This is a genomic window from Limnohabitans sp., assembly GCF_038134685.1.
In the GTDB taxonomy this organism is placed as follows: Bacteria; Pseudomonadota; Gammaproteobacteria; order Burkholderiales; family Burkholderiaceae_C; genus Limnohabitans_A.
In genome coordinates, this window is record NZ_JAYPVP010000014.1 from 14,590 (window position 1) to 38,995 (window position 24,406).

Below are 24,406 nucleotides of genomic sequence, written 5' to 3' on the forward strand. Positions count from 1 at the left end.
TTTGAAAATTGAAATGGGGATGCGCTCAGTCTTGGGCTGCGCGCTTGGCGAGAATCTCAAACGCGGGCAGTGTCTTGCCTTCCAGCACCTCCAGGAATGCGCCGCCACCGGTGGAGATGTAGCCCACTTGCTTGTCGATGCCGTACTTGGCAATGGCGGCCAGTGTGTCGCCACCACCTGCGATGCTGAAGGCGCTGGACTCGGCAATCGCTTTGGCGATCTCTTTGGTGCCGTTGGCAAACTGGTCAAACTCGAACACGCCCACCGGGCCGTTCCACACAATGGTGCCTGCCTGCTTGAGCTGGGCCGCCAGCTTGGCCGCTGTCTCCGGGCCAATGTCCAGAATCATGTCGTCATCCCCCACTTCAGTGGCTTTCTTGACGATGGCTGTGGCCGTGGGACTGAACTCTTTGGCGCAGACCACATCGGTGGGGATCGGTACTTCGGCGCCACGCGCCTTCATGGCCTCGATCACGGCTTTGGCTTCATCCACCAGGTCGGCTTCGGCCAGGCTCTTGCCGATCTTCAGGCCCGCAGCGAGCATGAAGGTGTTGGCGATGCCGCCACCCACAATGAGCTGGTCCACGTTGTTGGCCAGGCTCTTCAAGATGGTCAGCTTGGTACTGACTTTGGAGCCCGCCACGATGGCTGCCAGGGGGCGCTTGGGGCTGGCCAGGGCTTTGCTGATAGCGTCGATCTCGGCAGCCAGCAAAGGGCCTGCACAGGCAATGGGAGCGAACTGGGCGATGCCGTAGGTGGTGCCTTCGGCGCGGTGGGCGGTGCCAAAGGCGTCGTGCACGAAGATGTCGCACAGCGCGGCCATCTTGCGGGCCAGTTCTTCGTTGTTCTTCTTCTCGCCTTTGTTGACGCGGCAGTTCTCCAGCATGACGATCTGACCGGGTTGCACGGCAACGCCATCGACCCAGTTGGACACCAGGGGAACCTCGCGACCCAGCAGCTCGCCCATGCGCTTGGCCACGGGGGCCAGCGAGTCTTCGGGTTTGAATTCACCCTCGGTGGGGCGGCCCAGATGGCTAGTGACCATGACGGCAGCGCCGGCCTTGAGGGCCATTTCTATGGCCGGCACGCTGGCGCGGATGCGGGTGTCTTCGGTGATGTCGCCCGCATCGTCTTGCGGCACGTTCAGGTCAGCGCGGATGAACACGCGCTTGTTTTCAGCAAAGCCGCTGGCGCACACATCGGCAAAACGCAAGACTTTCATCGGGCACCTCCGACCACGCGGGCCATTTCCAGGCACTTGTTGGAGTAGCCCCACTCGTTGTCGTACCAGGCCATGAGCTTGACGAAGGTGGTGTCCAGGCCCATGCCGGCCTCAGCGTCGAACACGCTGGTGCAGGGTTCGCCACGGAAGTCGGTGGAGACCACTTTCTTCTCGGTGTAGCCCAGCACGCCTTTGAGCGCCCCTTCGCTTTGCGCTTTCATTTCGGCGCAGATTTCGGCATAGGTGGCGGGCTTTTCCAGCTCGGCCGTCAGGTCCACCAACGACACGTCGGATGTGGGCACGCGCACCGAGCCGCCGGTGAGCTTGCCATTGAGCTCAGGAATCACCTTGCCCACGGCCTTGGCAGCGCCGGTGCTGCTGGGGATGATGTTTTCCAGAATGCCACGGCCACCGCGCCAGTCCTTGTTGCTGGGGCCGTCCACGGTTTTTTGGGTGGCGGTGGCGGCGTGCACGGTGGTCATGAGGCCACGCTTGATGCCCCATTTGTCGTTGAGCACCTTGGCCAGCGGAGCCAGGCAGTTGGTGGTGCACGAGGCGTTGGAGATGATGGCCTCGCCTGCGTAAGACGTGTGGTTGACGCCGTACACAAACATGGGCGTGTCGTCTTTGGAGGGGGCTGACATGACCACTTTTTTGGCGCCCGCGGCCAGGTGCTTGCTGGCGGTTTCTTTGTCCAGGAACAGGCCGGTGGATTCGATCACCACATCGGCGCCGACTTCGTTCCACCTGAGGTTGGCCGGGTCGCGCTCTGCGGTCAGGCGAATGCGCTTGCCGTTGACGATCAAGGTGTTGCCATCAATGGCGATCGAGCCCTGAAAGCGGCCGTGCACGCTGTCGAATTCCAGCATGTAGGCCAGGTAATCGGGTTCGAGCAAATCGTTGATGCCAACGATTTCAATATCGTTGTTGAAGTTTCTGATGGCGGCGCGAAACACCATGCGCCCGATGCGGCCAAAACCGTTGATGCCTACCTTGATGGTCATTGTTGTCTCCTGGGATTCAAAGTAATTCAGAAAAATCCGCGATCACGCGGTCGGGTTGGCAAGCCTCGACAGGCTGGCCCATGTTGTAGCCATAGGGCAGCAGCCAGACCTGCAGGCCTGCGTTGCGACCGGTGGCGGCGTCAATGGAGGAGTCGCCCACAAACAGCGCCTCGCTTTTGTCTACGCCCCACAGGCTCAGCCCATGCAGCACCCCGACAGGGTCGGGCTTTTTGGTGCTAAAGGTGTCGCCACTGACCACCAGGTCAAACTGGTCGGTCAGGTCGTGCGCCTTGAGCACCGTGTCGGTGTAACGGCCTTCCTTGTTGGTGACCACGGCCAGCTTGCAGCCGCGCTCACGCAAGGTTTTGAGCACCTCGCGCACATGCGGGTACAGCACACTGCGGGTGCCACAGCGCTGCTGGTAGTAACGGTCAAAAATGGGCAAGGCCTCTTTCAGATGCGCGCCTTTACGAACCTGCTCCACGTCTTTTTGTTTGACGTGCGCAAGCGCAAGGATCAACAACTCGCGCGTGCCCTGCCCGATCCAGCCGTCCACCTGCGCCTGGCTGACTTCGGGCCAGCCGAAGTAGCGCAAGGTGTCGTTGGTGGCATCGGCAATCTCGGGAGAGGTTTGCACGAGGGTGCCGTCCAGATCAAAAAAGATGGCTTTCCAGTTCATCGTGCAGCGTCCTCAGTTGGTCGAGGGCACGATGTGCTCGGGCAACGCATCTGCTGTGCGGTGCGCATGGCGGTGTGCCAGGGTGCGAACTGCGTCTGCCACATGCTCGGCGGTGATGCCAAAGTGCTTGTACAGCTGCGGCGCGGGGGCCGACTCGCCAAAGCTGGCGATGCCCACCACCATGCCGGTGCGGCCCACATACTTGCGCCAGAAGTCCGGATGCGCGGCTTCGATGGCCACCGTAGGCAGGTTCAGCGGCAGCACGCTGTCCTGATACGCCTCGCTTTGGCGGTCAAACACATTGGTGCAAGGCATGGACACCACGCGGGTAGCAATGCCTTGTGCGGCCAGGTCGGCTTGCGCCTGCATGGCAATCGAGGTTTCAGAGCCGGTGCCGATGATGACGGCGCGTGCGCCTTCCATATCGGACAACACATAGCCGCCCTTGCGCACACGCTGGGCGTCGTCCACGCTTTTGAGCAACTGCGGCAGGTTCTGGCGCGACAGGGCCAGCAGACTCGGGCCGTCCTTGCGCTCCACCGCGAAGGCCCAGGCCACAGCGGTTTCCAGACCATCGGCCGGGCGCCACACATCCAGCCCAGGGATCAGGCGCAGGCTGGGCACATGCTCCACGCTCTGGTGCGTAGGACCGTCTTCGCCCAGGCCAATGGAGTCATGCGTCATCACATGAATGACACGCAACTTCATGAGCGCCGCCATGCGGATGGCGTTGCGGCTGTAGTCGCTGAAGGTCAGGAAGGTGCCGCCGTAAGGCAACAGACCACCGTGCAGCGCCATGCCGTTCATCATGGCTGCCATGCCGAACTCGCGCACGCCGTAGGACAAATGGTTGCCCCAGGTGTCACGACCTGCACGGGTGCAGTTCTTGAAGTTGGTCAGGTTCGAGCCGGTCAGGTCGGCGCTGCCGCCAAAGAACTCGGGCAGCAGCGGGGCCAGCACATCCAGCGCGTTCTGGCTGGCCTTGCGGGTGGCCACGGCATCGGGCTTGGCCACGATGGCGGCCAGTGCTTGTTGCAGGCCTTCGGCGTAACGTGGGCTCAGCTCTCCACGCATACGGCGTTCAAACTCTGCCGCTTCATCGGGGAAGCGCGTGCGATACGCCTCAAAGCGTTCGCGCCATTCGCGCTCAAGACGGATACCGCGTGCGCGGCCATCCCATGCTTGCGCCACATCGGCCGGAATCTCGAAGGGTGCAGCATCCCAGCCCAGCGCCTCGCGGGTCGCCGCGATTTCGGCGGCACCTAGGGCGGCACCGTGCACATCGTGCGTACCCGCCTTGTTGGGCGAGCCTTGGCCGATCACGGTTTTGCAGCAGATCAAGGTAGGCTTGCCGTTGGACAGTACTGCTTGGGCTTTGGCACTGGCAATAGCTGCGTCCACAGCTGCGGCATCGTGGCCATCCACAGCACGGATCACGTTCCAGCCATAGGCCTCAAAACGCTTGGGCGTGTCGTCGGCAAACCAGCCTTCAACGTGACCATCGATCGAGATGCCGTTGTCGTCATACATCGCAATCAGTTTGGACAGGCGTAGTGTGCCGGCCAACGAGCAGGCCTCGTGGCTGATGCCTTCCATCATGCAACCGTCGCCCAGGAAGGCGTAGGTGAAATGGTCCACGAGGTTGAACTGCTCGCCACCCTCCTCCTGGTTGAACTCGGCGGCCAGCAGTTTCTCGGCCAGCGCCATGCCCACGGCGTTGGTGATGCCCTGCCCCAGCGGTCCGGTGGTGGTTTCCACGCCGGGGGTGATGCCCACTTCGGGATGGCCCGGTGTCTTGCTGTGCAGCTGGCGGAACTTTTTGAGCTCGTCCATCGGCAGGTCATAGCCGGTCAGGTGCAAGAGCGCATAGATCAGCATGGAGCCGTGGCCGTTGGACAGCACAAAGCGGTCGCGATCGGGCCACAGCGGGTTGGCCGGGTTGTGGCGCAGGTGGCGGTTCCACAGGACTTCGGCGATTTCGGCCATGCCCATGGGCGCGCCGGGGTGACCGGACTTGGCGGCTTCGACAGCGTCAATCGCCAAAAAGCGGATGGCGTTGGCCATGCGGTTGGCCATGTCTTTATTGTGTGCAGCGCTCATGTGTTGCACCTCCTCAAGCCAAACCAAGAGCGCGCTTTTTGCGCTCCATCATGCGCCAGACAAAAGGCGTGAAGATCAGTTGCATGGCCAGCTCCATCTTGCCGCCGGGCACCACGATGGTGTTGGCGCGGCTCATCCAGGAGTTGTCAATCATGTTGAGCAGGTACTGGAAGTCGATGCCCTTGGGGTTGGCAAAACGGATCACCACCACGCTCTCGTCGGCGCTGGGAATGTCGCGGGCGATGAAAGGGTTGGATGTGTCCACCAGCGGCACGCGCTGGAAGTTGACGTGCGTGTGCGCGAACTGCGGCACGATGTAGTTCACATAGTCGGGCATGCGACGCAGGATGGTGTCGGTGACGGCCTCGGTGCTGTAGCCGCGCTGGTGCTTGTCTCGCCAGAGCTTTTGAATCCACTCCAGGTTGATGACAGGCACCACACCCACACGCAGGTCGGGGTATTGGGCAATGTTGTGTTCGTCGGTCACCACAGCCCCGTGCAAGCCTTCGTAAAACAGCATGTCGGTGTCTTGCGGCAAGTCTTCCCAGGGCGTGAAAGTGCCAGGCTCTTGCTTGTAAGGCTCAGCTTCTTCGGCGTTGTGCAGGTATTTGCGCGACTTGCCCTGACCGGTTTCGCCGTAGGTCTTGAACAGGTTTTCGATCTCGCCAAACAGGTTGTTTTCAGCGCTGAAGTGGCTGAAGTGGCCGTTGCCGGCCTTCTCGGCTTCGGCACCACGGGCTTTCATTTCCTTGCGGTCGTAGCGGTGGAAGCTGTCGCCTTCAATGATGGCGGCTTTCACGCCTTCGCGACGGAAGATGTTGGAAAACGTGCGCGTGACGGTGCTGGTACCTGCGCCGGACGAACCCGTGATGGCGATGATGGGATGGCGTTCAGACATGGTGTGTCTCCTGATGTTGAAATTCTTTTGGGGTTGCTTTGCAACTCAATCGCGGAACAGGCTGCGCTCGGCAAACAAGGGGTTGTCGTTGACGACCTTGACCGGTTCGGCGTGGTAGCGCTCGATGCGCTCGACCTCGTTTTTGGAGCCAAACACCAGCCCAATGCGCTGGTGCAAGCTGGTGGGCTGAACTTGCAGCATCGCCTGACGGCCGGTGCTGGCGCGGCCCCCGGCCTGCTCCATGATGAAACCGATCGGGTTGGCCTCGTACAGCAGGCGCAGGCGACCCGGCTTGCTGGGGTCTTTGGTATCACGCGGGTACATGAACACGCCACCGCGCATGAGGATGCGGTGCGCCTCGGCCACCATGGAGGCGATCCAGCGCATGTTGAAGTCCTTGCCACGTGGGCCGGTTTTGCCTGCCAGGCACTCGTCCACATAGCGTTTGACGGGCGCTTCCCAGAAACGGGCGTTGGAGGCGTTGATGGCGAACTCTTGCGTGTCCTCGGGCACTTTCAAGTCGGGGTGGGTGAGCATGAACTCGCCCATGACGGGGTCGAGCGTGAAGCCGTGCACCCCCGTGCCGACCGACAGCACCAACATGGTGGTCGGGCCGTACAGTGCGTAGCCTGCTGCAGCTTGTTCTGCGCCGGGCTGGAAAAAGTCAGCCGCGCTCAGCTCGGCGCCTTCGGCCACGTGCTTGGGCGCACGCAACACGCTGAAGATGCTGCCCACCGACACGTTCACGTCGATGTTGGAGGAACCGTCCAGCGGATCGAACACCAGCAGGTATTTGCCACGCGGCTTGCCTTCGGGAATGGGGTATGGATCGTCCATTTCCTCGGACGCCATGCCGGCCAGGTGGCCGCCCCACTCGTTCATGCGGATGAACAGCTCGTTGCTCAGCACATCCAGCTTTTTCTGGGTTTCGCCCTGCACGTTCACGCTGGCGCCACCGTCGCCAGGGTGGTTGCCCAGCATGTCGGCCAGCGCACCATAGGCCACCGATTTGGCAATGGCTTTACAGGCCATGGCCACGTCAAGAATAAGCGCGTTGAAGTCGCCGCTGGCGTCAGGAAAGCGCTTGCGCTGCTCGATCAGGAACTGCGTGAGCGTGGTGGAAGTGCGTGGGGTCACGACAGTCGTCATGGGAAATCTCCGTTTTTTGAATTTGTTTTCAGCGCGCTGCCTGTTTGAGCGCTTGCATCACACCGCGGTAGCCGCCATCGACATCGGGCGCGCCAAACACAGCGCTGCCCGCCACGCACACATCGGCGCCAGCGGCCACGATCTCGGCAATGTTGTCGGTCTTGACGCCGCCGTCCACCTCCAGCGCAATCGGCTGGCCGCCTGCGGCCACATGCGCGTCAATGCGTGCGCGTGCTTGGCGCAACTTGCCCAAGGTGGAAGGGATGAACTTTTGTCCGCCGAAGCCGGGGTTGACGCTCATGAGCAAAATCACATCGACCTTGTCCATCACGTGGTCCAGCCATTCCAGCGGCGTGGCGGGGTTGAACACCAACCCGGCCTTGCAGCCGCTGTCGCGGATGAGCTGCAAGCTGCGGTCCACATGGCGGCTGGCCTCTGGGTGGAAGGTGATGATGTTGGCACCCGCCTTGGCAAACATGGGAATGAGCGCATCCACCGGCTCGACCATCAGGTGCACATCAATCGGGATCTGCACATGCGGACGAATGGCTTCGCAGACCAACGGGCCAATCGTCAGATTGGGCACGTAGTGGTTGTCCATCACGTCAAAATGCACCCATTCGGCGCCAGCAGCCTCAATGGCGCGAACCTCTTCGCCCAAGCGGGAAAAGTCGGCAGACAAGATGGAGGGGGCGATGCGAACGGTCATGGTGTGTTCTCTTTCTTGTTCAGGCTTGCTCGGCATGCCATTGGCGCAGCTGCATCAGGCCCACGCCGTCCAAACTGGGCAGCACGCGCAAAGCACCAGCAAAGTCGTGGTGCGCGGTGAATTCGTTTTGTGTGATCACTGTGGCCAGGCCTGCACTGCGCGCAGCGCGCAAACCGTTGGACGAATCTTCAATGGCCAGACACTCGCCAGCTTGCATACCCAAACGCTGCAGGGTCTGCAGGTACACCGACGGGTCAGGCTTTTTGCGCGGCGCGGTGCTCGCGTCTTCAATGACGGAAAAATGGTGTTGCCAATCGAGACCCATGGCCTGTTTGAGCAAACTGGCGATGTTGACCGGCGAGGTGGTGGTCGCAATGGCCAGGGTCAAGCCCGCGCTCATGGCTTCAGCCATCAGCGGCAACACGCCCGGGCGCATCTGAACCATGCCGTCTTGTACGGCTTGCTCGTAAGCGGCGGTTTTGAGTTCGTGGATACGGGCAATCGTCTGGTCCACCGCACCACCGTGCAGTTCGCGGGGCAAATCGCCACGGCTTTCCCAATAGGCGCGAATGCGCTCCTTGCCACCAGAGACTTCGAGCAAGCGGGTGTACAGGGGCACATCCCAACGCCAGTCCAGCCCCACCTGCGTAAACGCCTGGTTGAAGGCGAGCAGGTGCGCCATTTCCGTGTCGGCCAGTGTGCCGTCCACATCAAAAATCAGCGCATTGAGCATGGTCTGCCTCCTTATCGGTATCAAGGCGTTGACTGTAAAAAGAGCTATCGATAAGGTAAATTCAATATTCGTTTTGTCTTGATTAAGAATTAACTTAATTCATCGAAACCACAGGTTTACTCCCCGGTGTTTCTGGTTTTTACAGCGGACTTCACTTATATTCCCGGCCATGAACGCGCCTTTTGCCGCCCATCTGTTGCGGCCATGCAACTGAAAAACCGACCCGTGCTCGGAGCTGTTGTGCTGTCTTTGCTGGCGCATGGGCTGGTGTTGCTGCTGCTCGGGCCGACCTTGTTTTCGTCCAGACCCCAAGAACCCCATCCGACTGTGCCGGTCGAGGTCAAGCTCACCCGCCCGACACCCCAAAAAGTTGCTTCGCCAACAGCGCGGCCAGCATCACCCCAGCCGGCCGCCACACCACCCCACCAGCAAACACCGGCCACACAAGAGGCACCGCCCGCCCCCAGCGCCGAGGACTGGGCTTTTGCCGGACGCTACACCCTCAAAAACAGCAAGGGCTACCGCCACAACTGGGGCCGTCAGGTGCGCAGCATGATGGGCACCGCGGTCGAAGGCCCCGACCAGGGCATGGTGCGCTTTCGCATCGAGATTGCGCCCAACGGTACCCTGGCCAAGCTTGAAACCCTGTGGAGCACCTCGCCCGTGGCCGAGCAAAAGGCGCGCGAAGCGATTGCTCACATGCCGCCCCTGCCCCCCACGCCCACTGGCAAGCCGCTGGTGTTTGAAAAAACCATCGTCTTCTCGGCCTTTGCGGGTGACGACACGCCGCTCTACCGCCACGATTGCGACCCGGAGGTGCCGGCCTTCCGTAACCCCTTTGTGTGGAACGGTCAGTCCGAGAAGTGGCGCGACGACGACCCGCCACCGGTCAAGGTGCTGACCGGACAAGAACTGGAAGACTGCCGCAAACAATTACCTGCCGAGACGGTGCAGTCCGAAGCCGCCCGGGACAAGCGCGTGATGGACCGCTGGGGAACCGTCAAGTCAGGCAGGCCGGGCGCACCGGATTAAGGCTTGGGCACTCAAGGGTTGGATTCGAAGTCCACAAACACGCGGTTCATGTTGGCACGATGCAGCTCGTCAAAGTTTTGCAAGTGTTTGAACTGCGCTGGCGCGGCAAACTTGTCCAGCGTTTCTGACAAGGCATCCATGTTGCGGGCGGCTGAACCGATGTTGTCGATCAGGAAACGGCAGTAGTTGCCCGTTTCCTTTTGGGCCTGCGCCATGTCGGTCACCTGACCATGCCCCGGCACCACATGCCTTGGAGACAAAGCGCGCAAACGCTCAAAAGCCTGGCTGGCCTTGCGCACATTCGACTGCGGCAACACGCCGAGCAAACGGTCCACATACACCAGGTCGCCCGTGAAGGTGACCGAAGACTGGGGCAGATGAATCAGCGTGTCGCCGGGGTAATGCGCACTGGTCTGCACCCACTCAAACTGCACGCCACCGAGGGTGACCGCGGCCTCGGGGCCTGCATGCACCACCGTGGCATAGCCCGGTTGGGTGCCCTTGAGCTGATCGCCCACAAAACGCTGCAAGCCCGCCAGCTGCTGTTCGGCCGAAGCCTTTTGGGTTTGCACCGTGGCCGCTTGGGCGTGCACCTGGGCACCACGGCGGGCAAAGTAGTCGTTGCCTAACCAGCGGTGGTCTTGCGAGCCGGTGTTGAGCACCCAGCGGATGGGCTGCGGCGTCACGGCCTTGACGGCTTTTTCAAGCAGGGCGGCACCGTGGGCGCTGGCACCACTGTCAATCAAGATGACGCCCTGCGCCGTCACCACAAAACCGTAATTGGCATTGAGCCCCGCATTGGCCTCGCTGCGCTGGCCCAAGGGACCAACGATGGCGTACACATTGCCCGCCACTTGCTGCGCCTTGGGGGTATAGAGCGGCTCTTGCGCATGGGCGGCAGTCATGCCCAGCCAGACGCTCATGCCAAGCACAAAGCCTTTGAATTTCATACAGGCCTCTCGGTTCATTTGCAGTTATTGTGCAGCTTCCACTTTTCTTCGTGCCCCATGGCTTTGGCGAAGTCGGGCACTTTGCAGCGCTCGGCCTCGGCGGCTGCGGCAGGGTCATCAGCTGCCGGCTGCACAACAAGCGCGGGTTGATCCACGGGTGTCACGTGTGAAGAACCTTTACCCGATGCCACCAGGGCAGGCGCCGCAAAGAACATGACCACTGCCAGCGCCAGCACCGCCAACCATTGGCCCAGCGTGACGCGCTCTTTGGGGTCCGGCGTGTATTCGCATGCACCGCCGGGACACAGCTGGGCCTGCTCTGGTTTGAATTGGTTGTAGATCCAGCAGCCAATGCAAATGCCAAACGCGCTTTCAAAAAACAGCAGCAACAGGCACGCGCCACACACCAGCAGGTTGATCGGGCCAATCACCCCCTTGAGCACCACCAGGTAGAGCATGGTCAGCGCCAGCACAAAACCAATGGCCCAGGCAAAACGCTTTTGCGGTGCCCCCGTCCACTCGGGTTGCTGCTTGCGCACCATCCACTGGCCCAGCACCAGGCTGGGCGCAAAGCGCGGGTTGACAAACAGGCGCAGCGAAAAGTCGATCAAAAACGCCACCACAAACACCCGCGTGGGCGCAAAGTTGCCCAGCAACCAGGCGTTCATGAACGAGGCCATGGCCAGGAAAAACAAGATGCCCGCTCCGGCGCGCACAGCGCGCTCATTCAGAACAGGGACGGCGTAGTCGGGCATGCGGCGCCCGAAGCCAAATAATGAATCAGTCATGCAGCGAGTCTAGCCAAGTCATGTAAACAACTTTTAACGCGTCAACCTCAAAAACAACCCTGCCAAAACCTGCGGCAATCGCTCGATGCGGTCCACCAGCGTGTAGTGCTCACCAAACACGGTACGCACACTCTCTTCGTGCGCGGGGTGCAGCTGGATGCACCACACAAACACGCCTTGGGCCTCCAGCTCGCGCACGACTTGGCGGGCGTCTTGGGCCAGGTAGTCGGGGTCGCTCACGTCCACGTCGGCGGGTTCGCCGTCGGTCAAGACCAGCAGCAGTTTGCGGCTGCTGGCGCGTTGCACCAGCGGGCGTGCGCCGTGGCGCAGGGCGGCGCCCAGGCGGGTGGAGTAGGCGGGCTCAATGGCGGCCAGCCGCGCTTTGACTTCTGCGCCCCAAGGCTCGTTAAAACCCTTGAGGTGCATGTAACGCACTTCTTGCCGGGTGTTGGAATGAAAGCCGCCCAGTGCCAGCGCATCGCCCAGCTGCGCCAGCGTCCAGCCCAAAATGGCCACGGCGGCTTGGCTCACTTGCAGCACGGTGTGTTCGCTGCCGGGCACGCGCTCGGCCAGCGAGGCCGAAAGGTCCATGACGAGTTGCACGCTGACGTCGCGGCTGTTTGTGCGCCAGTGTTGTTGCACGCGGCCGTCGGGCGTGTGGCCGCTGCGCAGGTCAATCAGCGCTTGTTGGGCCGGGTCGAGGTCGAGCTCGCTGCCTTGCTCCAGGCGGCGCAGGCGTTCGCGGCCTTGGGGCTTCATGGCATCGAGCACTTTTTGCAGGCGGCGGCGCAGGCCGCTGTGTTGGTCCAGCAGGCGGTCAATGTCGCTGGCGTGGCCGCTGGGGTGCAGGTATTCGTAGACCTTGACCCAGTCGGGCCGCTCGCTTTGGCTGTGGCAGTCCCACTCGGGGTAGAGGCGCGGGGGCAGGCTGTGCAGCTCGTGCGGGGCGTCGCTGCGGGGGGTGGATTGGGTGTCTTCTTCGTCGCCGTCTTCAATGAAGCGCCAGAGGTGGCGGTTGTCGTCGCGCCAGTCGAGCTGCGTGCCTTCAAAAAACACGCTGGGCCGCTGGTCGCTTTGGCGGCGGGTGCGGGCCACAAAGCGCAGGGCCAGCTCGGCCATGGTGGGGGTGTTAGCGCCTTCTTGCAAGGCGGCTTCAAACGCTTGCACAAATCCCTGCAACGTGGCGTCTTGCACCGCAAAACCCGCGTCCAGCACGGCGCGGTTGAACACGGCCAGGCGGTGGCGCAGGCAGGCAAAGTGCGCTTCATCACACGCGCCCTCTTGCACCGGCGGCAGCAAGGCCAGCATGGGGGCACGCAGGCCAGGCCAGCGCTGCAGCAGCAGGCGGTCGATGCGGGCGTCTTCAAACCATTCCACCGCCAGGCGCTGCGCGGGGCTCCAGTTGTCGGCCACGCATTGGCCCGACCATGCGTGGTGGCCTGCGGCGTGCAGCAGCATGAGGCGGTAGCGGGTGAGCGCGTCCACACCGTGCAAGGGTTCGAGCACGTCGGGCAGGCCAAGGCTGGTGTGGTCGCTTGTGGTGGAGTTGTCTTTTTGCAAGGCGGGTGACACGCGGCCCACGCCAGCGTCTTCGCAGGTGAGGGGTACGAGCGGCACATCCAGCTCGCACAGCGCTTGCAGGCTCATGTTCAAGGTGCGCTGCACATCGACCAGCAAAGTGCCGTGGCGCTGGCGTTGCAGCATGGCCATGCTGTCGTCGCTGACCAGGCCAAAGTAGTCGGCCTGGTGCTGGGGGTGTTGGCGGTGCACGCGTGCGCCGTGCTCCACCCAGCGGCGCAGGCCCGCGAGCGACAGCAGTTGCAGCAAGCGCGGCACTTGCTCCAGCAGCGGCACCAGGCCGGGGCTGGGCAGGGTTTGCTGGTGACCATGGATGGAGCCGGTGGTTTGCTGCATGAACTGCTGCACCAGCTGCAGGTATTGGCGCAGACCGTCTGCCGCGCCCAGGCGTTTGGCGGCGGTGGCCAGGCTGCCCAGCATGGGCGCAATGGCGGCGCTGTTGGGCGAGCGATTCATGGCGTGGACCAAGGCCATCACATCGTCCAAAGCCTCGTCGCCGATGAGCACCACCACCTCGGGCCAGTGGGTGAGCCAGGCCATGACGGGCGCACCCCCACGGCCCATCTTGCCCAGCTGGCGGCCGGCGCCCCACAGGCCGTGTTGCTGCGCTTCGGTCAGCCGCTCCAGCGTGCTGACGGCGCAGGCTTCAAACACGGCTTGTACGCCGGGCAAGCGGCAGTCCAGCTCGCGCCAGGCGCTGAGCCAGCGCGGGTCGGCAAAGTCGGGCGCATCAGGCCCAGAGGGCTTCAATGGCATGGTCCAGGCTTTGCCGAATGTCCGCATCGTCGGTGATGGGCCGCACAAGCGCCATGCGGCAGGCGGCTTTGGGTTCCAAGCCTTGCGCCATGAGCTGCGCGGCGTAGACAAGCAAACGGGTGGACACGCCTTCGACCAAGCCGTGGCCTTTGAGGTTGCGGGCGATGTGGGCCAGCGCCACCAGCGTGGCGGCAGGTTCGGCGGCGATACCGGTTTCGCCTTGCAAGATGGCCACTTCTTGCGCCTGTTCGGGGTAGTCGAACTCGAAGGCCACAAAGCGCTGTTTGGTGGAGGGCTTGAGGTCCTTCATCACACTTTGGTAGCCGGGGTTGTACGAGATGACGAGCTGAAAGTCCGGGTGTGCCTGCACGGTTTCGGCTTTTTTGTCGATGGGCAGGCTGCGGCGGTGGTCGGTCAGCGCGTGGATGACGACCGTGGTGTCGGCCCGCGCTTCCACCACTTCGTCCAGGTAGCAAATGGCGCCGATGCGGGCCGCTTGGGTCAGCGGCCCGTCGACCCAGCGGCTGCCTTGTGCGTCAAGCAAGTAGCGGCCCACCAGGTCGGAGGCGGTCATGTCTTCGTTACAAGCCACGGTGATCAGTGGCTTGCCCAGCTGGTGCGCCATGTATTCGACAAAGCGCGACTTGCCGCAGCCCGTGGGCCCCTTGACCATGACGGGCAGGCGCGCGGCGTAGGCGGCCTGGTACAGAGCCACTTCGTCGCCTTGCGGCAAATAGTGCGGGGCTTTGGACATGCGGCCTCCTGACTTGGGTGCTTGCGACGTTGCGGTTTACTTGTGCACGCCCAGCTTTTCGCGCCAGCCGGGGTAGAGCGCGTCGGCGTCTTTGGGGAAAGACTCGAAGGCGCGCGCAAACTCTTTGTGCTGCTTGGCGTATTCGATGGGGTCGGCGCCCGACTTCCAGCACTCGTAGGACTGGCGCAGCGAGATGGCCCCAGCCGCAGGGCTGTCGATGTGGCCATACGAGCCACCGCCGGCGGTGTTGATGACGTTGCCGTGGCCCAGGTTTTTGAAGAAGCCAGGCAGGCGCAGCGCGTTCATGCCGCCCGAGATGATGGGTGTGGTGGGCTTCATGCCGTACCACTTCTGGAAGTAGACCGGCCCTTGGCATTCGTCGCGCTCGATCATGTAGGCAATGATCTTGTCGTCGTTTTCGCCTTCCATTTTGCCAAAGCCCATGGTCCCAACGTGGATGCCGGAGGCTCCTTGCAAACGGCTCATTTTGGCCAGCACAAAGGCGGTGTAGCCGCGCTTGGCGCTGGGGCTGGTGACCGCACCGTGGCCAGCGCGGTGGTAGTGCAGGTATTGGTTGGGGTATTGGCGGCGGGCGGTGGTGATCATGCCGGGGCCTCCTACATAACCGTCGACCAGGAAAGCCACTTTGTCCGCGTCAGGGCCAAAGGTTTCGAGAATGAAGTCGGCGCGGGCGCACATTTCATAGTGGTCGTCGGCTGTGATGTTGGCTGAGAACAGCTTGGCTTGGCCGGTTTCGTCTTGCGCACGCTTCATGGCGTCGTAGACCAGAGGAATGGTCTTCTTCATGGGCGAGAAGACCTGGTTGCCCTGGGGTTCGTCGTTTTTGATGAAGTCGCCGCCCAGCCAGAACTCGTAAGCGGCTTTGGCAAAGGGCTCGGGGCGCAGGCCCAGCTTGGGCTTGATGATGGTACCGGCGATGTAGCCACCATCCTGGATCGGGCGGCCCAACACGCGCCAGAGGTCAGAGATGTCCTTGCTGGGGCCGTCCATCAGCTGGATGACGCGAGGGGGCACGTAGAAGTCGATCATTTTGGCGTGCTCGATGTCGCCCATGCCCTGGTTGTTGCCAATGGCCAGCGTCAGGAAGGACACCAGCATCATGCGGCCGTCGGTGATGTTGCGGTCGAACAGGTCCATCGGGTAAGCGATGCGCATGTCTTCACTGGCCTCGTCGATGTAGTAGACCAGCGCGTCCACGCCCTTGGTGAACTCGTCGGTGGTGCTCACCTCGACGTTGGTGCCTGTGGACGACTCGGCCGCAAAGTGGGCGGCAGCTTCCAAGTAGCCGTGGCCGCTTTTGGGCTTCATTTTGTAGGCGACCAGGATGTGACCGCCACCGGCGATCAGTTCGTCTTCCTTGAGGCTCAGGTCTGAATAACGTGCGCTTTGGTCCATGTGTGTCTCCTTGAGTGGTCCTGGATATCAGGGGATGTACGGACTTTAAAAATCTTCTTGGATAAGGTAAATTCAAAATTAATAGACGTCTGATTAATTTATTGCTGAATGAAAAACGCCACCTTCCGCCAATTGCGGGTGTTCAACGAGGTCGCCCGCCACCTTAGTTTTGTGCGCGCCGCCGAAAGCCTGCACCTGACGCCACCAGCTGTGACCATGCAGATCAAGGAGCTTGAAGGCCATGTGGGCATGCCCCTGTTCGAGCGCGCGGGCAAGAAGGTGAGCCTGACCACGGCGGGCGAATACATGCTGGTTTATGCCCGCAAGATTCTGGCCACCGTCAAGGACGCCGAAGATGCGGCTGCACGCCTGCAGCGCGCCGAGACCGGGGTGCTGACCATCGGCATGGTCAGCACGGCCAAGTACTTCATGATGAAAATGCTGGCCGACTTTCGCAGCAAGCACACGGGTGTAGACATTCGCCTGTCCATGGGCAACCGCGAGCAGCTGGTGCGCATGCTGCAGGCCAACGAAGTGGACGTTGCCGTGATGGGCCGCCCGCCCAAAGAATTGCAAACCCGCGCCGAACCTTTCGCCGCGCATCCGCATGTGTTTGTGTGCGCGCCGGACCACCCTTTGGTCGAGCGTGGCCCTTTGACGCTGGAAGACTTGCGTCCCTATGACTTCATAGTGCGCGAGCCCGGCTCAGGCACGCGCGTGGCCATGGAGAAGTTTTTTGAAGACCACCATGTGGAACCGCGCTTGAAGATGCAGTTGCACAGCAACGAAACCCTCAAGCAAGCCGTGATGGCCGGATTGGGGCTAGGCTTTTTGTCGCTGCACACGATTGGACTGGAAATTGAGCAAGGCCTCATTCATGTGCTGGATGTGAAGGGGGCACCAGTAGTGCGCGCCTGGAACGTGGTGCATACCCAATCGAAAATGCTCTCGCCTGCAGCCGAGGCCTTTCGGTACTTCATGCTGGAGCAGGCAGAGGGCTACCTAGCCGCCAGGTTTGGGCCCTTGTGGCCAGACCTGTCTGCGCACGAAAGCGTCAATCCATGAGCAAGCGTTCGTTGGAAATTTCATAGCGACGGCCTTGCTTGTCCAGCGGAGTCAAGGCACCGTCACGCACCAGCGCGCTGATTTCGCGGCTGACGGTTTCAAGCTTGAGGTCGAGCATGGCGCCCATGTCGTCGCGCGCAAAAAACGAGGTGGTTTTGGGCGCATCCGGATCGCGCATTTTCAGGGCCAGCCCGGCCACTCGCTGACGAGCCGTGCCAAAGTTGAGCTCGGCCAGCCAGTCATCCGCGTCCTTGAGGGCTTGCTGCCACTTTTGCATCAGGCGCATGTGCATGCGCGGTGAATTGGCCGACAGGTTGTGGATCACCGACAGCGGAATGCGGCACACGCTCACCTCGGTCAGGGCCACCGCTTCGCTGTCGTAATGCGACGTAGCCAGCGCTTCCAGGCCCAGCACATCGCCGGGACGCAACACACGCACGATGCGCTCGCGCCCATCGCTGGTGGAACGCACCAGCTTGACCATGCCCTTGCGCAGCGTGAACAAGCCCAGCGCCTGCTCGCCTTCGGTGTAAAGCACTTGATCGGCGGGGAAAGACAAGTCGTCAATCGGCGAATGGATCAGACTGAAGTCCTGCTCATTGAGGTCTGCAAAAAGCACCATGTCACGGATGCCGCAACTGCGGCAGTCGGATGTACCTTTCCAGGCGGATTCAATTTTGATGGGTATCACTACGGGTGCCTCTGACTCGTTCACCGGTTGGGCGATATTGGGGCGATGTCGAAATTTATCACGCCTTGATCTGCATCATGACTCAAAGGGCTTTGCGCGCCTGTGCCAGGCGCTCTTGCAAGTAGGGGCCATAAAAATCCGGCAGATAGGTTACCTCCATGCGCTCGGCCACCTCTTTGCCACCGGGACCAATGAACAGCAAAGTGGGCGCCACTTTGGTCTGCCAGCGCCGCGCCATTTGGTCGTGCGTCACGCTCTTGCCAACAAAGTCTTCGGTCATGGCGTTTGAACGCATGTCCACCTGGACAATGGGCAACCCGGCCTTCCACATCGGGTTCAGGTGGCTACGACGGGAAATGCGGCAAAACGGGCAGTTCTCCAAGCTGACCATGACGACCAGGGGCTCTTGTCTTTGCAGGGCTTGCGCCAGCTCCTTGGACAGGGAAACAGAGGCGGGCAAGGGAGCGTCGGGGGCAGCTTGTGCAACACCCGTCCAAAACAAGGCACCCATCACCGCAAGCCCGAATTGGCGAAGCCACATACGCTCAATGCCTAAAGCCAAGCTCATGCCCAAACCTTCCTGAAAACCCCGACAATAGAGGGCTGCCTGAAAGGCAGACTTTGTATATAAGAAAACACTGAATTATTCGTGATGATGGAATTTCTCGCAAGCTCGATCGAGCGCTTTGGTGACCGTCACGTGCTGGCCATCGGCGGCTTGGTGATTGGTCTCCTGTTTGGCCTGCTGGCGCAGCGTTCGCGTTATTGTGCACGCGCAGCCGTGCTCGAATGCTGCGAGCGCCAACCGGCCCTGCGCACCAGCGTGTGGTGGCTGGGCTTTGCCGTTGCCGTCCTGGCTGTGCAGCTGCTGGTTTTGATGGGTGGCTTGCAGCCGGAGGTCAGCCGCTTCATCGCCCAGCCCGGCAGTTATTCGGGTGCTGTGTTGGGGGGCTTGTTGTTTGGCATGGGCATGGTGCTGGCCAAAGCGTGTGCAGGTCGCATGATTGTGTTGTCGGGCCAGGGCAATTTGCGTGCCTTGTTGGCCGGGCTGGTTTTTGCCGTCGCTGTACAGGCCAGTATTGGTGGCTGGCTGGCGCCCTTGCGTCGCAGCTTGGCAGGACTATGGCAGGTCGACCCCGGCCCGGATAGAAACGTGCTTCATTTGCTGGGCGCTGCGCCTTGGATGGGCTCTGTTGTGGGTCTGCTCATGCTGGTTTCCGCACTCGTGCTGTTTTCACGGCACCACCGTGGCCGCTGGGGCTTGGGTCTCATGGCCTCGGGCGCGGGCTTGTGCGTGGCGCTGGCCTGGGGCTTTACCCAGGCGGTGGCGAGCCAGTCCTTTGAAGCCATTGCCGTGCAAAGTCTGACCTACAGCAGCCCGTCGGCCGAGTGGCTCATGCGCGTGCTTTCCAGCGACAGCGCCGCCAGCTTTGGCTTCGAGAGTGGTTTGTTGCCGGCCACCTTTGCAGGGGCCTTTTTGGGGGCACTGCTGGGGCGTGACTTCAAGTTCGAAGGCTTCAAGACTGAAAACCGCTTGGGCCATTACATGATCGGCGCCGTCTTGATGGGATTTGGTGCGGTCCTGGCGGGAGGGTGCACGATCGGCGCCGGCATGAGCGGGGGCTCCATTTTTGCCGTGAGCGCCTGGCTGACCCTGCTCTCCATCTGGCTGGGGGCCGCCCTGACCTGGCGGGCACACAAAGCCTTAGGCTGGTCCGTTTGAGACCCATCAAATCTTGAGGTACGTCAATCTGACGTCAGCACCACGCGCGTACGATTGCATCCGTATTCACGGATAGACGAATGGAGCAGGCCATGTCCATGGCGCAATGGGTGGAATCCTACGGACACGATTGGGTGCTGGCGGTCGCTGGAGCTGGCGCAGGGCTGATGTTTGGTTTCATGGGGCAACGCTCCAAGTTTTGCCTGCGGGCAGCTGTCATCGAGTTCTGGCACCGCAAATTCGGCGAAAAGCTGATCGTCTGGCTGCTGGCATTTTCTTCCGCCGTGATTGCCGTACAGGCCATGATCCTGCTGGGTTGGCTGGACACCAGCTCGGCACGCCAGATTGCCAGCACCGGCAGTCTGTCCGGCGCGCTGGTGGGTGGCCTGATTTTTGGTGCCGGCATGATTCTGACCCGCGGTTGCGCCAGTCGCCTGCTGGTGCTGTCGGCCAATGGCAATTTGCGCGCCCTGCTCTCGGGGCTGATTTTTGCCGTGGCGGCTCAGTCCGCCTTGTCGGGGGCTTTGTCTCCCTTGCGCCTTGAAATCAGCAGCTGGTGGCTTGTAGAGGGTGGCCCCTCGCGTGACCTTTTGGCCCGTTTGGGTGTGGGCCATGGCTTTGGACTGGCCATGGGTGGCATCTGGCTGCTGGCCGCTTTGTATTTTGCCTGGTACAGCCCCAAACGCAGCTTCTGGATGTGGATTGGAGGCATCGGCACCGGCCTGAGCGTGGCCTTGGCCTGGGGCCTGACGCAGTGGGTCGCCACTGAAACATTTGGCGAAGCCCAAATCCAGGGCGTGACATTCAGCGGCCCTTCGGCAGACTGGCTGATGCGCGTGGTGAAATGGCCAGCGCCTGGTCTGGACTTTGGGTTTGGTCTGATGCCCGGTGTGTTTCTGGGCTCATTCCTGGGGGCTGTCTTGGGACGCGAGTGGAAGCTGGAAGGCTTCAAGGACGGCTACAGCATGCGCCGCTACATTGTGGGCGCCATCTTCATGGGCTTTGGTTCCATGCTGGCGGGGGGTTGCGCTGTGGGTGCGGGCGTGACGGGCGGCTCGATTTTTGCGATCACCGCCTGGCTCAGTTTGGTCGGTATGTGGATTGGCGCAGGCCTGACGGATCGTCTGATGGACAGCACTGAACATAAGCCTCATCAGCACCCTGTGAACATCGATCCCGGAAACGGCCTGCGCGTGCCTTGAGCACGCGACAGGTCGTGTCAATCAAGAACGCTCAGGGCTTGAGGTAAACGAAACGTTCGTTGGCCTGAAGCTTGGCCACCTCGGCCACGCCAGAGGGCACCACCACTGCCTCCATCACCAGCTTGTCTTTGCTGATGTTGCGCGAGACCAGGGTGTTGTTGCACACCCGAAACTCCACGCCCTTGCTGGCCAGGTCACTGACATTGCCTGCAAAGGGAGAACCGTTGGGTGCCTGTGCACCGTCAAGCAGGAAATCAATGCCGCTGCCATGGGTCACCACGACGATCTTGGCCGTGGGATCCGCATTGAGGTGGTTGCGAATGTTGTTCATGGCTCTGGCAGCCTGAGGCAGGCCATCGGTCAAGTGGTACGCCACTTTGATCTGGGCAAAAGACAGGGTTGTGGCCAACAAACCAGCCGACAGCAAAAACAGTTTCTTCATAAGTCACTCCTTATGGACAAATGGTAGGAACACCTCAGCACTTTCGTCACAGTAAAAACCCGCGACCGAAGCACCTTACATTTCAGAGGCGATTTGAACGCACACCGCACGGCACAGAGTGACCACACGCTCGTTGATGATGCGGTAATAAATCTGCACACCGTCGCGACGCTTGCCCAAGACCCCGGCCTGGTAAAGGGTATTGAGGTGCTGAGACATGTTGGGCTGCGTGGTGTTGACCTCGGCGATCAGCTCACCGACGTTTTTTTCGCCGTTGCAAAGGGCACTGACGATGCGCAGACGCATCGGGGCCGACATGACCCGGAACATTTCGGCAGCTTTTTCGAAAACCTCTTCGGACTCTGCGATGGCAGCGTCTTCAGCGGGGGCTTTGGCCTGTTTGACCATGGTGGCGCTCTCGTGGATGACAAGAAAGTCTTGAATTGTCCCTGATTTGAAGAGGAGGGCCAAACAGGCCCTTACAAAGATGACTGTTGTCGCAGGCGCACAACCTCCTGACGCAGATCTGCGGTCCATCGGCGTCGATCCCGCCCCTGGTCCTGCTCGGCACACCCCCAGTACACCCTGGCCACAATGCCCGGCGAACGCAAGGTGCGCCAGACCGAACCGATCAAGGTATCGTCTTCGATGTAACACACCGCTCGTGAGGGTTGACCGGAATGCCTGTCCACGAACTGCAAGGCCAGGGGTTGCACTGGCGCCTGCGCCAGCAAGGCGGCCTCGATCAGGTTGGCATGAAAGGGCAAGACATCCAGACCATTGCTGGTCGTTCCCTCGGGAAAAACAGCCACCACATCGCCTTTGCGCATGGCCTCGCCAACGTCTCGCACCATACGATGGGCATCGCGGCGACTGCGCCGTTCAATGTAAAGAGTCCCGGCACTGGTGGCCAAGGTGCCCACCACGGGCCAGCGTTGAATATCGGACTTGGAGACAAAGCGGCAGTGTCGACTGGCATGCATGACCACGATGTCCAGCCAGGAAATATGGTTGCTGACCAGCAAGGCAGCTCCCTGCTGATGCGCCTGCCCCTGGGTGTGCAGTTCAATGCCCCAAAGCTGCAGCAGTCGTTGGGCCCAGGCTTGCACCGCTTGCTCGCGCTGGGCTTCAGACCATCCTGGAAAACGCACCCGCACCGTCCACCAGCCGCGCAGCACATGGGCCGCTCCGCGCATCAAACGCCAGCTGGCCACCAGGTCGCGGCGCATGGTGGCCGCCCTCAGTTCGCCTCGAAGGCGATATGGCCACCTACCACGGTCATGCGCACACGTCCGGGCAGCTCGTAGCCTTCAAAGGGCGTGTTCTTGCCCTGGCTGCGCAAGGACTGGGCTTGCACCGCCCAATGACCCTGTTCGCTCAGCAGCACCACATCGGCCATGCCGCCCACCTCCAAGCGCCCCAAGGCGCCCTGAAGGTGTTTGACCGCGCCGTCAAGCAGGGCTGCCGGCGCCGCTGTCAGGCATTCAAGCACCTTGACCAGCGGCACGCCTTGTTCCTGCCCCCATTTCAGGGCCAGACTCCAGAGCAGCTCGACCCCGGTCGCACCGGGCTCGGCTTCGGCAAAAGGCAGGGCTTTGGCATCTTCATCCACCGGGGTGTGGTCGGACACCAACGCATCGATGGTGCCATCGGCCAAGGCAGCGCGCAGCGCGTCGCGGTCACGCTGCTGGCGCAGCGGCGGGTTCAGACGGGCACGGCTGTCAAAGTAACCCATGTCCACATCGGTCAGGTGCAGGGAGTTGATGCTGACATCGCACGAGACCTTCAGGCCTTCGGCCTTGGCCTGGCGCACGAGCTCGACGCCCGCCGCGCTGCTGATGCGGCACAGATGCACGCGAGCACCGGTCGAGCGCATCAACTCGAAAATGGTGTGCAGGGCAATGGTTTCGGCCATGACCGGCACGCCCGACAAGCCCATGCGCGTGGCCAACGGGCCACTGGCGGCCACGCCTTTGCCCAGGAAGTGGTCTTGCGCCCGCAACCAGACGGTGTAGCCAAAGGTGCTGGCGTACTGGAAGGCGCGCTGCATGACCTGGGTGTTGGCGAGCGTCACTTCGGCTTGCGAAAACCCCACGCAACCGGCCTCGGTCAGTTGGCCCATTTCAGTCAGCACTTCGCCCTTGAGGCCACGCGTCAATGCGCCCAAGGGCAACACGCGCGACTGGTGCAATTTCTCGGCGCGGTGGCGCAGCATTTCGATCAGACCGGGCTCGTCGAGCACCGGGTCGGTGTCAGGCGGGCAGACCAGGCTGGTCACGCCACCGGCCACCGCGGCGGCCATTTCGGACTCGAGCATGCCTTCATGCTCATGACCCGGCTCGCGCAGGCGCACGGCCAAATCCACCAGGCCGGGCGCCACGATGCAGCCTTTGGCATCCACCGTGCGGTTAGGCACGAAGTCGGTGGGCGTTTGCCCGATGCCGACAATTCGGCCTGCAGCAATGGCCACATCGGTCACTTTGTCCAGACCGCTGGCGGGGTCGATCACACGACCGTTTTGAATCAGGATTTTCATGCTTCATTCCCCGCAACAATGCTCATCACCGCCATGCGCACCGCGATGCCAAAGGTCACCTGCGGCAGGATCACGCTTTGCTGTCCATCGACCACGGCAGAGTCGATTTCTACGCCGCGGTTGATCGGGCCGGGGTGCATGACGATGGCATCGGGCTTGGCCAGTTGCAGCTTCTCGGGTGTGAGGCCAAAGCTCTCAAAATATTCCTGGCTGGAGGGCAGCAGCGCACCGCTCATGCGCTCGTTTTGCAGGCGCAGCATGATGACCACATCGCAGCCTTTGATGCCTTCTTCCAGGTTGTTGAACACTCGCACCCCCATCTGCGCCATATCGGCTGGCACCAGAGTTTTGGGGCCCACCACACGCACTTCGGCACAACCCAGGGTGGTCAGCGCATGGATATCCGAGCGGGCCACGCGCGAGTGCAGCACATCGCCCACGATGGCCACGGTGAGGTTGGAAAAATCTTTCTTGTAATGCCGGATGGTGAACATGTCCAGCAGGCCCTGGGTGGGGTGGGCATGACGGCCATCGCCAGCATTGACCACATGCACATGCGGGGCGACATGTTGGGCGATCAGGTAGGGGGCGCCCGACTCACTGTGGCGCACCACAAAAATATCGGCGGCCATGGCGCTCAGGTTGGCAATGGTGTCGAGCAGGCTCTCGCCCTTGCTGGCCGAGGAGCGCGCAATGTCAAGGTTGATCACGTCTGCCGACAGGCGCTTGGCCGCAATCTCGAAGGTGGTGCGGGTGCGGGTGCTGTTCTCGAAGAACAGGTTGAACACACTTTTGCCGCGCAGCAGCGGCACCTTTTTGACTTCGCGGTCGTTGACGCTGACGAAGTTGGCCGCCGTGTCCAGGATGTGGGTGAGGATGTCCTTGGACAGACCCTCAGTGGAGAGCAGATGGATCAGCTCGCCGTTTTTGTTGAGTTGGGGGTTGTTGCGTTTGTAAAGCATGTTCACCTCAGGCCACG

At 61.7% G+C, this 24,406-nt stretch carries 24 protein-coding genes; 4 read left to right on the forward strand and 20 right to left on the reverse strand.

All coding sequences use genetic code 11. From position 1 onward, the window contains the following. Nucleotides 1–25 precede the first annotated feature (25 nt). Genes AAFM15_RS07570 through AAFM15_RS07605 form a run of 8 tightly spaced genes read right to left on the reverse strand, consistent with a single transcriptional unit; the run spans nt 26 to nt 8,494 of the window. On the reverse strand, nt 26–1,222 hold the full coding sequence (locus AAFM15_RS07570) for a phosphoglycerate kinase (protein WP_341686102.1): 1,197 nt from the start codon (nt 1,220–1,222) through the stop codon (nt 26–28). Further along, nucleotides 1,219–2,226, reverse strand: coding sequence for a type I glyceraldehyde-3-phosphate dehydrogenase (gap, locus tag AAFM15_RS07575; protein WP_341686103.1), 1,008 nt, complete (start codon nt 2,224–2,226; stop codon nt 1,219–1,221). The genes AAFM15_RS07570 and gap overlap by 4 nt, the downstream gene beginning before the upstream one ends. A gap of 16 nt (nt 2,227–2,242) precedes the next feature. Further along, entirely contained in the window at nt 2,243–2,905 is a 663-nt protein-coding gene (locus tag AAFM15_RS07580; RefSeq protein WP_341686104.1) for an HAD-IA family hydrolase, read from the reverse strand. 12 nt (nt 2,906–2,917) lie between these two features. Continuing rightward, nucleotides 2,918–5,005: a transketolase gene (gene tkt / locus AAFM15_RS07585; RefSeq protein WP_341686105.1), complete on the reverse strand. Its 2,088-nt coding sequence runs from the start codon at nt 5,003–5,005 to the stop codon at nt 2,918–2,920. 13 nt (nt 5,006–5,018) lie between these two features. Next, nucleotides 5,019–5,903, reverse strand: a complete 885-nt coding sequence (locus tag AAFM15_RS07590) for a phosphoribulokinase (protein WP_341686106.1) — start codon at nt 5,901–5,903, stop codon at nt 5,019–5,021. Between the two features lie 45 nt (nt 5,904–5,948). Beyond that, nucleotides 5,949–7,052, reverse strand: a complete 1,104-nt coding sequence (locus AAFM15_RS07595; protein ID WP_341686107.1) for a class 1 fructose-bisphosphatase — start codon at nt 7,050–7,052, stop codon at nt 5,949–5,951. A 28-nt stretch (nt 7,053–7,080) separates the two neighbouring features. Further along, nucleotides 7,081–7,761 (reverse strand): ribulose-phosphate 3-epimerase, encoded by a 681-nt coding sequence (rpe, locus tag AAFM15_RS07600; RefSeq protein ID WP_341686108.1) that lies wholly within the window; start codon nt 7,759–7,761, stop codon nt 7,081–7,083. A 19-nt stretch (nt 7,762–7,780) separates the two neighbouring features. Then, nucleotides 7,781–8,494, reverse strand: coding sequence for an HAD-IA family hydrolase (locus AAFM15_RS07605; protein WP_341686109.1), 714 nt, complete (start codon nt 8,492–8,494; stop codon nt 7,781–7,783). Nucleotides 8,495–8,698: 204 nt separating this feature from the next. On the opposite strand from AAFM15_RS07605, the gene AAFM15_RS07610 reads away from it, so the two are divergent. Next, entirely contained in the window at nt 8,699–9,526 is an 828-nt protein-coding gene (locus AAFM15_RS07610; RefSeq protein WP_341686110.1) for an energy transducer TonB, read from the forward strand. A gap of 11 nt (nt 9,527–9,537) precedes the next feature. On the opposite strand, the gene AAFM15_RS07615 is transcribed toward AAFM15_RS07610, so the two are convergent. Genes AAFM15_RS07615 through AAFM15_RS07635 form a run of 5 tightly spaced genes read right to left on the reverse strand, consistent with a single transcriptional unit; the run spans nt 9,538 to nt 15,768 of the window. Beyond that, nucleotides 9,538–10,476 carry an MBL fold metallo-hydrolase gene (locus tag AAFM15_RS07615; protein WP_341686111.1) on the reverse strand — a complete coding sequence of 313 codons (939 nt, stop codon included), beginning with the start codon at nt 10,474–10,476 and terminating at the stop codon, nt 9,538–9,540. 14 nt (nt 10,477–10,490) lie between these two features. Beyond that, nucleotides 10,491–11,264: a DUF4395 domain-containing protein gene (locus AAFM15_RS07620; protein WP_341686112.1), complete on the reverse strand. Its 774-nt coding sequence runs from the start codon at nt 11,262–11,264 to the stop codon at nt 10,491–10,493. 33 nt (nt 11,265–11,297) lie between these two features. Then, nucleotides 11,298–13,598 (reverse strand): VWA domain-containing protein, encoded by a 2,301-nt coding sequence (locus tag AAFM15_RS07625; RefSeq protein WP_341686114.1) that lies wholly within the window; start codon nt 13,596–13,598, stop codon nt 11,298–11,300. After that, nucleotides 13,573–14,352: a CbbQ/NirQ/NorQ/GpvN family protein gene (locus AAFM15_RS07630; protein ID WP_341686115.1), complete on the reverse strand. Its 780-nt coding sequence runs from the start codon at nt 14,350–14,352 to the stop codon at nt 13,573–13,575. Before AAFM15_RS07630 ends, AAFM15_RS07625 begins: the two co-directional genes overlap by 26 nt. Nucleotides 14,353–14,388: 36 nt before the next feature. Beyond that, nucleotides 14,389–15,768 (reverse strand): ribulose-bisphosphate carboxylase, encoded by a 1,380-nt coding sequence (locus AAFM15_RS07635; protein WP_341686116.1) that lies wholly within the window; start codon nt 15,766–15,768, stop codon nt 14,389–14,391. Nucleotides 15,769–15,876: 108 nt separating this feature from the next. On the opposite strand from AAFM15_RS07635, the gene AAFM15_RS07640 reads away from it, so the two are divergent. Next, nucleotides 15,877–16,833 carry a LysR family transcriptional regulator gene (locus tag AAFM15_RS07640; protein WP_341686117.1) on the forward strand — a complete coding sequence of 319 codons (957 nt, stop codon included), beginning with the start codon at nt 15,877–15,879 and terminating at the stop codon, nt 16,831–16,833. On the opposite strand, the gene AAFM15_RS07645 is transcribed toward AAFM15_RS07640, so the two are convergent. Both AAFM15_RS07645 and AAFM15_RS07650 read right to left on the reverse strand, forming a co-directional pair. Continuing rightward, nucleotides 16,823–17,455, reverse strand: coding sequence for a Crp/Fnr family transcriptional regulator (locus AAFM15_RS07645; protein ID WP_341686118.1), 633 nt, complete (start codon nt 17,453–17,455; stop codon nt 16,823–16,825). The two genes, AAFM15_RS07640 and AAFM15_RS07645, sit on opposite strands and share 11 nt — an antisense overlap. Nucleotides 17,456–17,606: 151 nt before the next feature. Next, on the reverse strand, nt 17,607–18,092 hold the full coding sequence (locus AAFM15_RS07650; protein WP_341686119.1) for a hypothetical protein: 486 nt from the start codon (nt 18,090–18,092) through the stop codon (nt 17,607–17,609). 84 nt (nt 18,093–18,176) lie between these two features. On the opposite strand from AAFM15_RS07650, the gene AAFM15_RS07655 reads away from it, so the two are divergent. Then, complete coding sequence (locus AAFM15_RS07655; protein ID WP_341686120.1) at nt 18,177–19,247, forward strand: YeeE/YedE family protein; 1,071 nt, start codon at nt 18,177–18,179, stop codon at nt 19,245–19,247. A 92-nt stretch (nt 19,248–19,339) separates the two neighbouring features. Further along, the gene (locus tag AAFM15_RS07660) at nt 19,340–20,449 is read left to right on the forward strand and encodes a YeeE/YedE family protein (RefSeq protein ID WP_341686121.1); all 1,110 of its coding nucleotides are present in this window, start codon (nt 19,340–19,342) and stop codon (nt 20,447–20,449) included. Nucleotides 20,450–20,480: 31 nt separating this feature from the next. On the opposite strand, the gene AAFM15_RS07665 is transcribed toward AAFM15_RS07660, so the two are convergent. The 5 genes from AAFM15_RS07665 to AAFM15_RS07685 all read right to left on the reverse strand — a co-directional run bounded on the left by AAFM15_RS07665 (nt 20,481) and on the right by AAFM15_RS07685 (nt 24,389). Next, nucleotides 20,481–20,891: a DsrE family protein gene (locus tag AAFM15_RS07665; protein ID WP_341686122.1), complete on the reverse strand. Its 411-nt coding sequence runs from the start codon at nt 20,889–20,891 to the stop codon at nt 20,481–20,483. 75 nt (nt 20,892–20,966) lie between these two features. Beyond that, nucleotides 20,967–21,299, reverse strand: a complete 333-nt coding sequence (locus AAFM15_RS07670) for a metalloregulator ArsR/SmtB family transcription factor (RefSeq protein ID WP_341686123.1) — start codon at nt 21,297–21,299, stop codon at nt 20,967–20,969. 71 nt (nt 21,300–21,370) lie between these two features. Next, complete coding sequence (locus tag AAFM15_RS07675; RefSeq protein ID WP_341686124.1) at nt 21,371–22,120, reverse strand: lysophospholipid acyltransferase family protein; 750 nt, start codon at nt 22,118–22,120, stop codon at nt 21,371–21,373. Nucleotides 22,121–22,131: 11 nt separating this feature from the next. Continuing rightward, nucleotides 22,132–23,427 (reverse strand): dihydroorotase, encoded by a 1,296-nt coding sequence (locus AAFM15_RS07680; protein WP_341686125.1) that lies wholly within the window; start codon nt 23,425–23,427, stop codon nt 22,132–22,134. Continuing rightward, the gene (locus tag AAFM15_RS07685; protein ID WP_341686126.1) at nt 23,424–24,389 is read right to left on the reverse strand and encodes an aspartate carbamoyltransferase catalytic subunit; all 966 of its coding nucleotides are present in this window, start codon (nt 24,387–24,389) and stop codon (nt 23,424–23,426) included. Before AAFM15_RS07685 ends, AAFM15_RS07680 begins: the two co-directional genes overlap by 4 nt. Nucleotides 24,390–24,406: the final 17 nt, after the last annotated feature.